The organism is Aureibaculum algae (genome assembly GCF_006065315.1).
Taxonomy (GTDB): domain Bacteria; phylum Bacteroidota; class Bacteroidia; order Flavobacteriales; family Flavobacteriaceae; genus Aureibaculum; species Aureibaculum algae.
The window spans coordinates 4,878,059-4,893,568 of record NZ_CP040749.1 but is presented as its reverse complement, the minus strand read 5'-3'; the positions used below and the strand labels follow the sequence as shown (position 1 = coordinate 4,893,568).

The following is a 15,510-nucleotide window of genomic DNA, read 5'->3' as shown; positions in this document are numbered from 1 at the left end:
AGATTATTTACTCAAAGGGATTTTTTTATATTGATGTTACATTTATTAAAGTCTGCCTATAAGCAGTTAATAATCTTGATTTAGAAATAAAACCAAAGTATTTACCTTCTTTGATAACCACTAAATTCCAAGCACCTGAAGATTTAAATTTATTTAAAATATCTTCTGTAGTATGCTTTTCATAATAGATAATATCTGGAGCACTACGCATTAAACTCTCAACAGTGACGGTGTCATATAGTTTACTATCAAACATGATACTTCTAATATCGTTTAAGGTTAATATTCCTAAAAACTGATTGTCTTCATCTACAACAGGAAAGTGATTTCTTGATGACTTCGCAACGGCTTTAGTTACTACTTCTCTTAACGTCATTTGAGGATAAAGAAGAATAAAATTTGTTTCAATAATTTTATCCAAGTCTAACATCATTAAAACATTTTTATCTTTATCGTGCGTAATTAATTGACCTCTTTCTGCCAATTGTTTATGGTAAATATTATGTGGAACATATTTTTTAGCAATAATATAAGATATAGACGAAACAATCATTAATGGTACAAATAATTCGTATCCACCAGTGATTTCCGCAATTAAGAAAATCGCTGTCAATGGGGCGTGCAAAATACCAGCCATTAATCCAGCCATACCGACCATAGCAAAATTAGTTAATGATAACTGGTGTACAAACAAATTAGTATGATTGATAATAAGGGCAAATACATAACCCGTAACGCTTCCTGTAAAAAGTGTTGGACCAAAAATACCGCCCACGCCACCAGCTCCAAAAGTAAAAGAAGTGGCCACCACTTTAAAAATTACCAAACCAATTAGCAGTGTTATGATAATCCATGTACTATCTGTGGCTGTATGAAATATATTATTAACTAAAACAGGATCTATGTCTCCTCTTAGAATATTGTTGATGGTTTCATAGCCTTCACCAAAAAGTGGAGGTACAAAATAAATGATAACTCCTAATAAAACTCCACCAACTATTAATCTCTTATATAAATTGGTAATGGATCTAAAGAAAGTGTTCAGTCTGAAATAAATTTTACTGAAATAGACAGAAACCGATGCAGAGATTACACCGAGTAATATATAGAATAATACGTCCTTAAAACTAAAAGATTCTTGTAAAGTAAAATGTAACAATACATCATTTCCAAAAAAGAAATAAGAGGTTAATACCGCACAAATTGAAGCTATCAAAAGCGGTATCATAGATGCCATAGTTAATTCTAAACTAAATATTTCAACAGCAAATACAATGGCGGTAATAGGAGCTTTAAATATTGATGCCATTGCTCCAGCCGCAGCTGCTCCAATTAACAATGTTCTTGTTGTTTGATTTAAATGAAATAATCTTGCTGTATTAGAACCTATTGCGGCAGAAGTTGCTACTGTTGGGCCTTCTAACCCCACAGAACCACCAAAACCAACCGTTAATGGAGCCAAAATTAAAGAGGCCCACATTTGATGTCTTGGCATCAACCCTTTTTGTTTTGAAATTGCGAATAGGGTGGAAGGAATTCCATGCCCTATCTTTTTTTTAATTAGCTTCCTTTTTATAATTAGAACGAGTAACAAACCAATTAATGGGAATATAAAATAAAAGGCCTGATGTAAATCTTTTATAAACTGTCCTTCTAGTAAATTCTGAATTAAATGTACTAAATTCTTAATAGTTACGGCAACGAGACCTGCCAATAAACCAATGACTGCACTTAGTATGTATATAAACTGTTTTTCGGGGATGTGCTTGTATCTCCAAATTAAGAATTTACGTAATACTATTTTTAATGGGCTTGACATTTTTTAATTTATGATAGAGCTATCTTAATTTCAAATTAAGCTCTTTTAATTGAGATTCATCAATTGGTGCCGGAGCATCAATCATTACATCTCTACCTGAGTTATTTTTAGGGAACGCAATAAAATCACGAATGGTTTCTTGTCCGCCTAAAATAGCAACCAGTCTGTCCAAGCCAAAGGCTATACCACCATGTGGCGGGGCACCATATTCAAAAGCATTCATTAAGAAACCAAATTGTTCTTTTGCTTCCTCTTTGGTAAACCCTAAATGGTCAAACATTAAAGATTGTGTTGTTTTATCGTGTATTCTTATAGATCCACCTCCTATTTCATTACCATTTAAAACCAAATCGTAAGCATTGGCTCTAACTTTTGCAGGATCAGAATCTAATAATTTAATATCTTCAGGTTTTGGTGATGTAAACGGGTGGTGCATAGCATGGAAACGTTCTGTTTCTTCATCCCATTCCAATAGAGGAAAATCAACTACCCATAATGGTGCAAATTGTTTTGGGTTACGTAAACCTAAACGTTCTGCCAATTCCATTCGTAAAGCACTCAGTTGTGCTCTCACTTTATTTGTTTGTCCAGAAAGAACACAAATTAAATCGCCTGCTTTCGCTCCAGTAGCTTCCGCCCATTTAGCTAAATCTTCTTGGTCGTAAAATTTGTCAACAGATGATTTATAAGTGCCGTCTTCATTACAGCGTACATATACCATTCCTAAAGCACCAACTTGTGGGCGTTTAACCCAGTCTGTTAGTTTGTCAATTTCTTTTCTCGTGTAACTATTCCCTCCAGGAACTGCAATGGCAACTACTAATTCTGCTTGATTAAAAACGTTAAATTCTTTATGTTGAGCCACTTCATTTAGTTCGCCAAACTCCATACCAAAACGGATATCAGGTTTGTCGTTACCATATTTTTTCATGGCATCATCAAACGTCATTCTAGGAAACTTTTCTACATCAACATCATTAATTTCTTTTAATAAATGGCGGGTTAATCCTTCAAAAGCATCTAAGATATCTTCTTGTTCAACAAAAGCCATTTCACAGTCTATCTGTGTAAATTCAGGTTGTCTATCGGCACGTAAATCTTCATCGCGAAAGCATTTTACAATCTGGAAATACTTATCTAAACCTCCTACCATTAACAATTGCTTGAAAGTTTGGGGACTCTGAGGTAAAGCATAAAATTGACCTTCGTTCATTCTAGAAGGAACAACAAAATCACGTGCACCTTCTGGTGTTGATTTTATTAAATATGGAGTTTCTACCTCTATAAAATCTTGTTTTGATAAGTAGTTTCTAACTTCATGAGCCACTTTAGCACGAAAAATTAATTTTTCTTTTACAGGATTTCTTCGAATATCTAAGTAGCGATATTTCATTCTTAATTCTTCACCACCATCCGTTTTGTCTTCAATAGTAAATGGAGGTAATAAGGCTTCATTTAGCACGGTCAATTCAGAAACTAGTATTTCAATTTCACCTGTTGGAATATTTGGATTTTTAGAAGCTCGTTCAATTACGTTCCCTTTTACTTGGATTACAAATTCTCGCCCTAATTTTTGAGCTTGATCTAAAATTAATTTTGAAGTACGTTCTTCATCAAAAATAAGTTGGGTAATTCCGTATCTATCACGTAAATCTACCCAAATCATAAATCCTTTATCACGTACTTTTTGAACCCATCCAGAAAGGGTAACTTCATTATTAATATTTGATGATGTTAATTCACCACAATTATGACTTCTATACATTGTAAAAAAATTGAAGTGCAAATTTAATGATTTACTATTGGGTTTAAAGAATTTCTGAGATTATTTAGAGTAGATATGGTAAAATATTCTTTCGACATAGAGAACTTGCTCTTGGTCTAAAAAATTACGGCAAAATTATAATTATTAATAATTTCGAGGTATTAAATTTAATTCTAGAATAAATGAAAATATTTACACAAATAAAATTGGTTGTTACATTAGTTTTAGCTTTTACATTAAGTATTTCTAACGCCCAAAAAACGGGTAACATAGTGGAGTACTTTGGTAAAGAAAAAATCAATGAAGTTAGCGAAGGCAAGGTGTTACATGTTTTTAAAACAGGATTGGCACTACAAATGCCACGTTTTGGGTTCGAATCTTCCTCTTTTCCTAATGATCCTGTTTTTGAACGGTTTCTAAGTAATACCGAGTATAGAGCTAAAAAAGAGGCTGCTTTTGATATTGATTATCTAGGCGAACAGTTACAGTGGAAAGCAATTAAAGTTGATAGTTCAAGTAGTTTTTCTGATCGTAGTTTACGATCGTCTTATGTGTATTTATCTTATAGATCCAATGCTGAAAAAATAGTACTTTTTGAAGCTTCTGGTCATTCATTGGCTTTAGTTAATGGTTTTCCGCATGAAGGTGACCATTATGATTTTGGTTATAGTCTTATCCCTATAAAATTAAAAAAAGGAGAGAATGTTTTTGTGTTGAAAGTGGGGCGTTTTCCAAGAATAAGGGCAAGGTTAATAACACCTAGTACTGGGGTGCAATTTACGACAAGAGATATGACGTTGCCTGATGTTCAGTCTGAAGAGGATATGGAATATAAAGGAGCTATTAGGGTTATAAATGCTACTGAAAATTGGATAAAAAAAGCAACCATTGATGCCAAATTGGGTCAAAAGAACTTAGAAACTAGTATTACTAATATTCCACCGTTGTCAGTGCAGAAAGTACCCTTTACTTTTGCTTCATCACCACTAGAGGTTTCCAAAGAAGGCATTGAAATGCAATTGCAGTTGAAAAATAGTAAAGGTCTTGCCCTTGATCAACAAACAGTAAAACTTCAAATAAAATCAAAATACAAACATCATAAAAAGACCTTTATCAGTAAAATAGATGGTAGTGTGCAATATTATAGTGTGGCTCCATCCACAACTAGAGACGCTTCACAGGCGTTATTTTTATCGGTACATGGTGCGTCTGTGGAAGCCGTAAATCAGGCGAACGCGTATCAACAAAAAGATTGGGGAAATTTAGTAGCCCCTACTAATCGTCGTCCATTTGGCTTTGCCTGGGAAGATTGGGGGAGATTAGATGCTTTGGAAGTTTTAGCAGATGCAACAACTATTTATAATCCAGATGACAGTAAAATTTATTTAACGGGTCATTCAATGGGTGGACATGGTACTTGGTATTTAGGAGCTACCTATCCTGATAAATTTGCTGCTATTGCTCCATGTGCAGGTTATCCTGATTTATTGGCCTATCGTGATGGTTTTACGAAACGAATGTTAGAAATGACACCAGAACAATTGAAGCGTGTTGGGCTATCGCCAAAAACTGTAGAACGAATGAAATTACAATCTATAAATACGCCTTTAGAAAATATTATTGAAAGAGCGGGCACTCCAAGTAGAACTCTAAAATTGGAACGTAATTATTTGCAAAGCGGTGTTTACATTTTACATGGCGAAAAGGATAATGTAGTGCCAACTATTATTGCAAGACAAATGCGAGAGCGTTTGGGAAAATTTCATAATGATTTTACATATTATGAATATCCTGATGGTACCCATTGGTATGGAAATCACAGTGTAGATTGGGCTCCAATTTTTGATTTTTTCAAACAACGGACTATTAAAAAGGATGAAGATGTGAAAAAGTTAGAATTTTATACCGGATCACCAGGAGTTTCGGCAACCGCTAATTTTATAACTATCTATCAACAAGAAAAACCATTTGAAGTTAGTTCTTTTGATATGTCAAAGGAAAAAGGTTTTAATATCAATACTAATAATGTTGCCCTTTTAGAAGTTGATTTGTCAACATTATCTGACACAATAAATACACTAACGCTTGATGGTGAAGCATTAGAAATTACTGCTAAAAATAAGAATTACTTTAAAAAAGAGAACGGTAATTGGAAAACAACTACGGTACCTTCTTTAAGCGAAAAAGGACCACATAGAAATGGGGGATTTAAAGATGCTTTTAGAAATAATGTGGTTTTCGTATACGGTACAAAAGGTAATGCTTCTGAAAATGAATGGAATTACCACAAAGCTCTTTTTGATGCTGAAACTTTTTATTATCGTGCAAACGGAAATGTAGAAATGATAAAAGACACTGATTTTTCTTTAAAAAAATATGCCGATAGAAATGTTATCATTTATGGAAATAAAGACACTAATGTAGCTTGGAAATTATTGCTAAAAGACAGTCCGATTCAAGTTAAAAATAATGAAGTTGATTTTGGAGGAAAAAAACTGATAGGAAACCTATGGGGAATGTACTTTACTACAGCAAGAAAAGATAGTAATTTTGCAAGCGTTGGTGTAGTCACTGCCACAGGAGATGAAGGTATGAAAGCGACTTACGCTAATCATTATATGGTGAATGGAACAACCTTTCCTGATGTTCTACTTTTTGATAGTCAAGTGCTCAATGAGGGTATTGATGCTGTAAAATGTGCAGGTTTTTTCGGAAACGATTGGTCTATAGAAAACGGGGATTTTGAATGGAAGTAAAATAGTAACAGATTTTAGAAAAGAGGTTTAAGAAAATATATAATGACTATGATCTCTTTTCTATTTTATTGAATAAATCCCATAAAACGACTCCACAAGTTACCGAAATATTTAAGGAATGTTTGGTGCCATATTGTGGAATTTCAAGACAGTAGTCTGATGCGGAGACAACAGCTTGTTGTACGCCTTTAACTTCGTTACCTAAAATAACAGCTAATTTTTTTCCTTTTACAGGTGTAAAATTTTGAAGTTCAATACTGTTTTCGGCTTGTTCGATAGATGCAATTTCAACATTTTCACTTTTTAATTTTTCAATAAGTGTCAACGTATCTTCTGCATGCTCCCAGTCAACAGTATCTGTCGCTCCTAAGGCTGTTTTATGAATGTCTTTATGTGGTGGTTGTGCGGTAATACCGCAGAGGTAAATTTTTTCAACAAGAAAGGCATCAGACGTTCTAAACACCGAGCCAATATTATTTAAGCTCCTGATATTATCAAGTATAACAATTAATGGTGTCTTAGAGGCTTCTTTGAATTCGTTGGTATTTAATCGATCTAGCTCGCTGTTTTTTAATTTCCTCATGGTTCAATTTTCAGTTTATTGTTTTCAGTTGCCCGTATTAATTGTCCAAAAGTAAATAATAATTATGACGATTGTGAATAATTGATACAGCTTCATTTTAAACTCACTCTAAAAAAATGTAACTTCGCGTCTTATCATTTAATCTCCAGAATCTTGGCTAAAACAAAAAAAGTCACCCCATTAATGAAGCAGTATAATGCCATCAAGGTAAAATATCCTGATGCGATGTTATTATTTAGAGTGGGCGATTTTTACGAAACTTTCGGTGAAGATGCTGTTAAAGCAGCTGGTGTTTTAGGTATCGTTTTAACCAAACGTGGTGCAGGTAGCGAAAGCGAAACCGCCTTGGCAGGGTTTCCACATCATTCCTTAAATACATATTTACCTAAATTGGTAAAAGCGGGAATGCGAGTTGCTATTTGCGACCAGTTGGAAGATCCTAAAATGACCAAAACCATTGTCAAACGTGGAGTAACAGAATTAGTTACGCCTGGGGTTGCTTTAAATGATGAGGTATTACAATCTAAAACCAACAACTTTTTAGCAGCCATTCATTTTGGTAAAAGAAAGTTGGGGATATCATTTTTAGATATTTCTACAGGCGAATTTTTAGTGGCAGAGGGTAATGAAGAATATATTGATAAACTGCTTCAGAATTTTGGTCCAAGTGAGGTTTTAGTCCAAAAGCAGTTCAAAAACAAATTTAAAGAAGCTTTTGGAGAGCGTTATTATACGTTCTATTTAGATGATTGGATTTTTCAAGACGATTATGCCAATGAACAGCTCACAGAACATTTTAAGATAAAATCACTTAAAGGTTTCGGTATTGACGATTTGCAACACGGTATTGTTTCCGCGGGTGCAATTTTATATTACCTGTCAGAAACGCAACATAAAAAATTAGAACATATTTCTACCATTCATCGTGTAGAAGAAGATCATTATGTTTGGATGGATCGCTTTACGGTTCGTAATTTAGAATTGTATTATTCCAATCAACCAGAAGCAGTAACACTATTAGATGTTATCGACAGAACTATTTCGCCAATGGGTGGAAGACTGCTAAAACGCTGGTTGGCATTGCCTCTAAAGAATTTAAAACAAATTCAACAACGACACGAAATTGTGAAATATCTGATTGATAATGATGATTTTTATAATGGAATTACGTACCAAATAAAACAAATTAGTGATATTGAAAGGCTGATTTCTAAAGTAGCTACGGGGAAGATAAATCCACGAGAAGTAGTGTTGTTAAAAGACTCTTTAAAAGCTATTTTACCTATAAAAATAAATGCTGAAAAAAGTGATAACAAGTCGTTGCAACAATTAGGGAAACAACTACATAATTGTGCTGATTTAATTGAAAAAATAGCAATAACTATAAATGAGAATGCTCCAGTAAATATCAATAAAGGAAACACAATTGCCAATAATGTCTCCAAAGAATTAGATGATTTAAGAGGTATTTCTACGAACGCTAAAGATTATTTGGATGCTATGCTAGCACGAGAATCTGAACGCACCAAAATACCTAGTTTAAAAATTTCTTTTAATAATGTATTTGGATATTATATCGAGGTCAGAAATTCTCATAAAGACAAGGTTCCTGAAGAGTGGGTTAGAAAGCAAACGTTAGTAAATGCTGAACGTTATATTACTGAAGAGCTAAAAGAATACGAAACAAAGATTTTAGGAGCTGAAGAAAAAATTGCAGTGTTAGAGCAGCAAATTTTTGCTGATTTATTACAGTTTATGACGGTGCATATTTTGCAAGTTCAAGAAAATGCTCAACGGGTGGCTAAATTAGATTGCTTATGCTCATTTACGCAAACGGCAAAAGACAACAATTATGTGCGTCCGCAATTGGATGAAAGCACGGATTTAGAAATTAAAAATGGTCGCCATCCTGTAATAGAAAAACAATTACCAATTGGTGAAGAATATATTGCTAATGATGTAGTGCTGAATAGGGGTCAGCAGCAAATTATTATGATTACGGGTCCTAATATGAGTGGTAAGTCAGCTATTTTACGTCAAACCGCTTTAATTGTTTTATTGGCACAGATGGGTAGTTATGTGCCTGCACAACAAGCCAGAATTGGTGTAGTTGATAAAATATTTACTAGAGTAGGGGCAAGTGATAATATCTCTATGGGAGAATCTACTTTTATGGTAGAAATGAACGAAACTGCTAATATTTTAAATAATATATCTGAACGTAGTTTGGTATTATTAGATGAAATTGGTCGTGGAACAAGTACGTATGACGGAATTTCAATTGCCTGGGCAATTGCTGAATATTTACATGAACATCCTTCAAAGGCTAAAACATTATTTGCTACACATTATCATGAATTAAATGACATGACCGAAACTTTTGATCGGGTCAAAAACTTCAATGTTTCTATAAAAGAATTGAAAGACAATGTTATTTTTCTTAGAAAATTAGTGCCAGGTGGTAGTGAACATAGTTTCGGAATACATGTAGCTAAATTAGCAGGTATGCCAGCTTCGGTAATTCACAGAGCCAATAAAATGCTAAAAAAGTTGGAAGCTAGTCACTCTTCAGATGAAATTAAAGACAAGCTCAAACAAGCAACTGAAGAAGATGTACAGCTTAGCTTTTTTCAGTTAGACGATCCTTTGTTGGAAGACATAAAAGAAGAGATTTTAGGCACGAATATTGATACGTTAACACCGATTGAAGCCTTAATGAAATTGAATGAGATTAAGCGAATGTTGATTAAAAAATAGGACATTATTACGTTTTTAAAAATTATATTTTCGAATGAAAATTTCTATAATAACTAAGTCTTTGTTGGTTCTTATTTTAACAATTTCTTCTATATTTTGTTCAGGTCAAACTACTGCCACTACTATAGAAGGCTATGTTTTTGACAAAGTGACTAAGACTCCGTTGCCTTATGCAGTAGTAATATTTACGAATACAGGGGTATATGCAACATGTAATGAGGATGGGAAATTTCAAATAAGTACAAATAGAGATATTGAATCACTTGAAATTAGATATCTTGGTTACCAATCAAAAAAGGTTTCTAAAGACTTTTTTAGTTTAAATAGTATACTTTACCTAGAAGAATCTTCAACAAATCTAAAGGAAGTTGTACTCAATGCAAGCAAAGAGGATCTTTATAAATTACTTTATAAATTAATCAAAAAGTATCGTCGTAAAAATGATGTAATTAATAATAAGGCTTATTTTAATTTAAGCTCTAAAACGGGAGATGTTCCATTAGAACATTTTGATGGGTTATACAATAGTAGCCAACAATTATCTAAGGGTATTTCTCGATTAGATTTAAAAACAGGTAGGTTCGGACAAAATCAATTATTTCCTTTTTACAGTTTGAATTATGTTTACCTACTTCGAAATTTTAGTTTATTTGGAAATATAAACCATATGTTACCTCAATACCCTGGGAATATGTCACTTTCTGAAATAAAAAAATATTATAATTTAAAGCTTATAACAAAGGGCAATGATCATGATGTAGCAATTTCATTTTTACCTAAAGATGAAAATAAAGAAGTTTTTTCTGGCGAATTACTTTTTCAAAAAGAGGAATTAATTCTTAAAAAAATTGAAATTTTCATTGAGCATCCAAATCGGTTTAAATTAATGCCAATCGTTAAAAACGACTCATCTTCTATCAATAAATTAAATCTTAATGTAATATTTAATCCTATTGATTTTAATAGAATTCAATATTTTAATATTGAGTTTGATCTTAATTATTATTCTGGATATCATTCTGGAAAGACTAAGAAAAATATAAAAACTACGGCTATACTTTATTTATATGATTATGATGATCAGTTTACTAAGCCTTATTTCACCAATACAATTAAATTCACAAATGATTATGAAAAGCTTTTAGCTTTACCAATTTCTAATAAAATATGGAATGAAAACTATCCTTATCCTAAGAGTGAGGAAAATATTGAAATTGTAGATTTCTTTAAAGAAAGAAATTATTTACATAGTTATATTGAAAGTGAAATACCATTAAAGGCAGCTGTCTACATAACAAGATCATCTTTATTGTGGAGTAATGAAAGAAAACTTACATTTGGTGATATAGCAAATGGACCTGGAGTTAATTTAAATTTTTCTTATGCTTTAAATTTCTTTGAAAATAGTGATGATAAATTCATATACACCCTTAAAACTTTATTTGATAGAGAATCTTCATTTTTCTTAGCGACTAGATATGCACCTGATATAGATCGTATCAACTTAGCTTTTGATATTTATGAGCTCTTTCGTTACCATTTACTGGAACAAATTAATGCTTCAATGTCAATTCAAGAAATAAAAGATTTAAGTAATACAGTTAGTTTAAAAGCAAAAATTCTTGTTAACCAGATGCTATTTGAAACGGTTCTTATAATTGATTCTGAGATTTTATCAGAATCAGAAATATTTTTCAAGGCACAAGTACTGAACAAATGGAAAGATAAAATACATAACGAATTAGATAAATATAGGCTAGATTCAAATAAGAACGGTGCTGAATGAAATTAGCTTTACGCAACTACTTTTCTTAATATGTGGATTACAAATGGAATTTCATCCCTTCGTGGCTATTTATAAATCCTAATTTTTTATAGAATTTTATAGCATCTGGTCGTTTTTTATCTGTTGTAAGTTGTAGTAAATGAGCATTCCGTTGCTTGGCTCTTTCAATTGCCCATTCAAACACCAGTTTTCCAATCCCTTTACCCCTATAATCTTCTCTAATTCGTACGGCTTCAATTTGTGCTCTAACGCCACCTTGATAGGTTAAGTACTGAATAAAACTCATTTGTAAAGTTCCAATAATTTCAGTAGTATCAGTTTCAACAACAATTAATTCCTGATTTGGATCTTCATTAATAGCTTTAAAAGCGTTGAAATATTTCTCAGGAAGAGGTTCTTTATAATCCTCTCTTAACTTTCCAAGGGTATCACTAGCAATCATCTTTACAATGAATGGAACGTCATTTTTCGTTGCTTTTCTGAAATTCATATTTACTTGATTTTGGATATATATGCTAATATAAATATTATTATTTGGGCGTTGGAAATTCCGCTATCTTTGAACTTGCTAATACAATTTTATGAGATCTAAAATAATTATACTGAATGTCATTTTCTTCCTTTTGTGTAGTAATTCTTATGCTCAAGACAATAGTAATGGTTCTAAAGTTGTAAGGTTTAATGGTATTTACCAAACTTCAACTCTGGGAAAAGAGTTTATTTTAAAAAGTGATAGTACAAAAACGTTTAAAGTTGATACCAGTGGTTTTGTAGGAATTCATAGGTTTAAAAAAGTAAAGAATTCTTTTGATATTAGCGGAAGGCCATCGTTAACTATTGAGCTTGATGGAACTGGTGAAGACCAGTTTTTAGTTTTAACAGAAAATAATATTGGTAAACCATTGGCTATAATAATTAATAATGTGCTGTATATGGCCCCGATAGTTCATGGAGCCATACCGCATGGTATACTTGAAATTTCAGGATTTAATAGTGTTGAAGAACTGGAAAAATTGAAACGATTAATAGACGTAATTAAAATACGTACAGCTAAAAGAGAATTAGATTAACTATTCTGCTAATTTCTATTATCTTTGTATTAATAAATTAAAATTATGTATTTTTTATTTATAAGTGGTGGCGAAATTTTTGTAGTGGTCGTTATTGTATTGATGCTTTTTGGTGCCGATAAAATTCCTGGTATTGCTCAAGGATTAGGTAAAGGCATGCGTCAATTAAAAGACGCTACCAATGATATAAAAAGAGAGATTACTGAAACAGCTGAAAAGCAAGGTATAGACACCAATTTAGCTAAGGATCTCAAGAAGGATATGAAATCTATTCAGGATAATATAAAGGGCAATATAGACGATGTAACTGGTCCTATAAAACGGAACTTATAAATTGGATTTATTAGACCAAATTCTTGAATACGATAGAGAATTAATTGTTTATCTAAATAATTGGGGTTCTGAGCCCTGGGATTCTTTTTGGATGTTTATTACCAATCAATTCAGTTGGATTCCTTTATTTTTACTATTGTTCTATTTTATTTTAAAAGCCTACGGATGGAAAAAGGGACTTATACTTGTCTTAGTTGTAGCAGGATTGGTGGCATTTTCTGATCAGTTTGTAAATCTTATAAAAAATAATGTAGCTAGGTTACGACCTAACAACGACCCCACAGTTAATGAGCTTATTAGAATTTTAAAGAAGCCAAGAGGTTATAGTTTCGTCTCAGGTCACTCAACAACATCTTTTGCAGTAACTACTTTTATGATATTAACGTTAAGAAAGTACTATAAATACCCATTTTTACTACTAGTTTGGCCATTATTATTTGCGTACAGTAGAATATATATTGGTGTTCATTTTCCCATTGATATTTTTATGGGAATGTTATTAGGGATTACTATTGGACTCTTATTTTACAAAATAAGTGTATACTTTTTAAAAAAAGTTAATTCTAATTGATATAGGTGTTTTAGTAGCTATATCCATGTCGTTGAATTCTAGATTCTGAATTTAAGAAATCAGAGATACGCGTTTTTAAAGATCCTAATTTTCCTCGAAGTTGTCTAATTCTTTTTGTCAAAGAAAGATGTGCGTCTTTATTATTTTGAATCTCCATTTGATTTTCAGACTGCAATAAGTTAGTAAAGTGTGCTTTGTGTTTTTGCAACCCATCTAATACATCTTTCAATAACCTGTCTTGAGTCGTTTTAGTGATTAAAACTATATTTTTTTGTACTTGAACATCAATGTGGTCTTTAACTTTTTTAGAATCGACGCGTTTTTTTAATTCATTTAACTCATAAATGTATAAGTCAAATTCTTTAGCCCATCTAATAGTTTCTTTGTGCCATTGCTGAAAACTGGCTTTTTTTGAAGGTAGTGCTTCTGTGTCCATAGTTAGCGTATTTTGAAGTACCCTAAAGCTATAAATACTTAACCAGATTACAAGTTAATAAAGTGTAAATCTTTAGTTAAAGAATTGTTATTTTATTCTACTTATAGTTAAGCCATCTCTAAAAGGTAATAAAACCGTCTCAACTCTAGGATCTTCTTTGAGTAGTTTATTGTAGGTAAGCAATGCTTTTGTATCTTGGTCTTTGGGGTTTAGTTTCTCAACCACCTTACCACTCCATAAGACATTATCTGATAAGATTATGCCACCTTTATTCATTTTATCAATTACTAAATTATAGTAATTGATATAGTTGCTTTTATCAGCATCAATAAATACCAAATCAAATTTTTCATCAATTGTCGGTATGATATCTATTGCATTTCCAATGTATTGTTTTATTTGATGTTTATATGGAGACTTATTAAAATATTTTTCTTGTAGAGAAGCCAGTTCTTCATTATGATCTATGGTATGTAAAATACCATCTTGTGATAGGCCTTCTGCCAAGCATAACGCTGAATAGCCTGTATATGTACCAATTTCTAAAATTGAATTGGGTTGTGTTAGTTTTGATAACATTGACAATACGCGACCTTGAAATGCACCACTTAACATTCTTGGGTTCAAAACGGTTTGCCAAGTTTCTCTATTAAGCTGTTTTAATAATTGAGGCTCATTTTCTGAATGTTCTACTACGTAATCGTCTATTTTTTGCGGTATAATATCCATCTTTTACTAAAATATTAAATAAAACTACCAAAAGCTAGTGTTGGAATATTATGTATTCGAATTTATTTTTTTTACCACTTCCTTTTGAAGAGCTTCTTTTTCTTCTTTACAAAGTTTACGTTCCCCCTGAGTTTTGTGTAAATGCTTACTACAAACTTTGGTTAATGTGGCATTTTGTTTAGAATATGCTCCACATATTTTACAACTAAAGAGATGTATTTTTAATTTTACTATCTCCAAAAAAGAAGCTTCCTTATATTGGCTTTTATTACAAATTGTGGTAGCCTCATCACAGCTAATAAAAATTTTCTTACTCATAATATACTATTTTGCAAACCAGTTATCTTCCATACACTTTCTTAGTTGATGTCTAGCTCTATGTATGATAACCCAAAGATTAGACGCGGTAATATCTAACTCATTACAAATTTCTTCAGTTTCATAATGCTCAACATTTTTTAAATTAAAAACCAATCTGTATTTGTCAGGTAGGTTATTAATACAATTATCTAACACGCTTTTAAGTTCCGTGTTTTCAATTTGTTTTTCAGCTTCATTATCCCATAATTGTGGAACCCGTTCTTCTAACCAACTTCCTTTTTTATCTCCATCTTCATGAAAATTAACTTTTATTTCAGCTTTGCCTTTTCGTGAGTTTATTTTACGGTAATGGTCTATTATTTTGCGTTTTAATATTGCAATTAACCATGTGCGTTCTGAAGCTTGACCTCTATAATTTTTGGCTGCTTTTAATGCTGAAAAAAAGGTTTCTTGAACAATATCTTTCGCTTGTTCGTGATTGTCTATTCGGGTTATCGTGTAATTGTATAAGTAGTCCGAATATTCTTTTACCCAGTTGTTTGGCTCTAAGCTATGTTTGTTTTCGTCTGACATTAATTTAAAAA

The 15,510-nt window shown here is 32.1% G+C and carries 14 protein-coding genes; 6 read left to right on the top strand and 8 right to left on the bottom strand.

Features of this window, described 5'->3' with window-relative positions; translation table 11 throughout:
• Window positions 1–25: 25 nt before the first annotated feature.
• Window positions 26–1,819 (bottom strand): chloride channel protein, encoded by a 1,794-nt coding sequence (locus FF125_RS20645; protein ID WP_138951969.1) that lies wholly within the window; start codon window positions 1,817–1,819, stop codon window positions 26–28.
• A 19-nt stretch (window positions 1,820–1,838) separates the two neighbouring features.
• The gene (gene aspS / locus FF125_RS20640) at window positions 1,839–3,584 is read right to left on the bottom strand and encodes an aspartate--tRNA ligase (RefSeq protein WP_138951968.1); all 1,746 of its coding nucleotides are present in this window, start codon (window positions 3,582–3,584) and stop codon (window positions 1,839–1,841) included.
• 182 nt (window positions 3,585–3,766) lie between these two features.
• Here aspS and FF125_RS20635 point away from each other — a divergent pair, with 182 nt between their 5' ends.
• On the top strand, window positions 3,767–6,340 hold the full coding sequence (locus tag FF125_RS20635; protein ID WP_138951966.1) for a carboxylesterase family protein: 2,574 nt from the start codon (window positions 3,767–3,769) through the stop codon (window positions 6,338–6,340).
• A gap of 46 nt (window positions 6,341–6,386) precedes the next feature.
• On the opposite strand, the gene FF125_RS20630 is transcribed toward FF125_RS20635, so the two are convergent.
• Complete coding sequence (locus FF125_RS20630; protein ID WP_138951964.1) at window positions 6,387–6,923, bottom strand: RNA methyltransferase; 537 nt, start codon at window positions 6,921–6,923, stop codon at window positions 6,387–6,389.
• 183 nt (window positions 6,924–7,106) lie between these two features.
• Here FF125_RS20630 and mutS point away from each other — a divergent pair, with 183 nt between their 5' ends.
• Both mutS and FF125_RS20620 read left to right on the top strand, forming a co-directional pair.
• Window positions 7,107–9,680: a DNA mismatch repair protein MutS gene (mutS, locus tag FF125_RS20625; RefSeq protein ID WP_175418978.1), complete on the top strand. Its 2,574-nt coding sequence runs from the start codon at window positions 7,107–7,109 to the stop codon at window positions 9,678–9,680.
• Window positions 9,681–9,714: 34 nt separating this feature from the next.
• Window positions 9,715–11,466 carry a carboxypeptidase-like regulatory domain-containing protein gene (locus FF125_RS20620; RefSeq protein WP_138951960.1) on the top strand — a complete coding sequence of 584 codons (1,752 nt, stop codon included), beginning with the start codon at window positions 9,715–9,717 and terminating at the stop codon, window positions 11,464–11,466.
• A 37-nt stretch (window positions 11,467–11,503) separates the two neighbouring features.
• Here the strand turns inward: FF125_RS20620 and FF125_RS20615 are convergent, their stop codons facing one another.
• Window positions 11,504–11,956, bottom strand: a complete 453-nt coding sequence (locus FF125_RS20615) for a GNAT family N-acetyltransferase (protein ID WP_138951959.1) — start codon at window positions 11,954–11,956, stop codon at window positions 11,504–11,506.
• A gap of 91 nt (window positions 11,957–12,047) precedes the next feature.
• Between FF125_RS20615 and FF125_RS20610 the strand changes: the two genes are divergently transcribed.
• From FF125_RS20610 to FF125_RS20600, 3 genes are read left to right on the top strand one after another with little or no spacing between them, the layout of a single operon-like run.
• The gene (locus FF125_RS20610; RefSeq protein WP_138951957.1) at window positions 12,048–12,536 is read left to right on the top strand and encodes a SecDF P1 head subdomain-containing protein; all 489 of its coding nucleotides are present in this window, start codon (window positions 12,048–12,050) and stop codon (window positions 12,534–12,536) included.
• Between the two features lie 45 nt (window positions 12,537–12,581).
• The gene (locus FF125_RS20605) at window positions 12,582–12,869 is read left to right on the top strand and encodes a Sec-independent protein translocase subunit TatA/TatB (protein WP_138951955.1); all 288 of its coding nucleotides are present in this window, start codon (window positions 12,582–12,584) and stop codon (window positions 12,867–12,869) included.
• Window position 12,870: 1 nt separating this feature from the next.
• A complete protein-coding gene (locus FF125_RS20600) occupies window positions 12,871–13,440 on the top strand; it encodes a phosphatase PAP2 family protein (RefSeq protein ID WP_250629643.1) in 570 nt (189 codons plus the stop codon).
• Window positions 13,441–13,450: 10 nt separating this feature from the next.
• On the opposite strand, the gene FF125_RS20595 is transcribed toward FF125_RS20600, so the two are convergent.
• The 4 genes from FF125_RS20595 to FF125_RS20580 all read right to left on the bottom strand — a co-directional run bounded on the left by FF125_RS20595 (window position 13,451) and on the right by FF125_RS20580 (window position 15,499).
• Complete coding sequence (locus FF125_RS20595) at window positions 13,451–13,876, bottom strand: hypothetical protein (RefSeq protein ID WP_138951953.1); 426 nt, start codon at window positions 13,874–13,876, stop codon at window positions 13,451–13,453.
• An 87-nt stretch (window positions 13,877–13,963) separates the two neighbouring features.
• The gene (locus FF125_RS20590) at window positions 13,964–14,605 is read right to left on the bottom strand and encodes an O-methyltransferase (protein ID WP_138951952.1); all 642 of its coding nucleotides are present in this window, start codon (window positions 14,603–14,605) and stop codon (window positions 13,964–13,966) included.
• Window positions 14,606–14,653: 48 nt separating this feature from the next.
• The gene (locus FF125_RS20585) at window positions 14,654–14,923 is read right to left on the bottom strand and encodes a hypothetical protein (RefSeq protein ID WP_138951950.1); all 270 of its coding nucleotides are present in this window, start codon (window positions 14,921–14,923) and stop codon (window positions 14,654–14,656) included.
• A gap of 6 nt (window positions 14,924–14,929) precedes the next feature.
• Window positions 14,930–15,499: a sigma-70 family RNA polymerase sigma factor gene (locus FF125_RS20580; protein ID WP_117879944.1), complete on the bottom strand. Its 570-nt coding sequence runs from the start codon at window positions 15,497–15,499 to the stop codon at window positions 14,930–14,932.
• Between the last annotated feature and the right edge of the window lie 11 nt (window positions 15,500–15,510).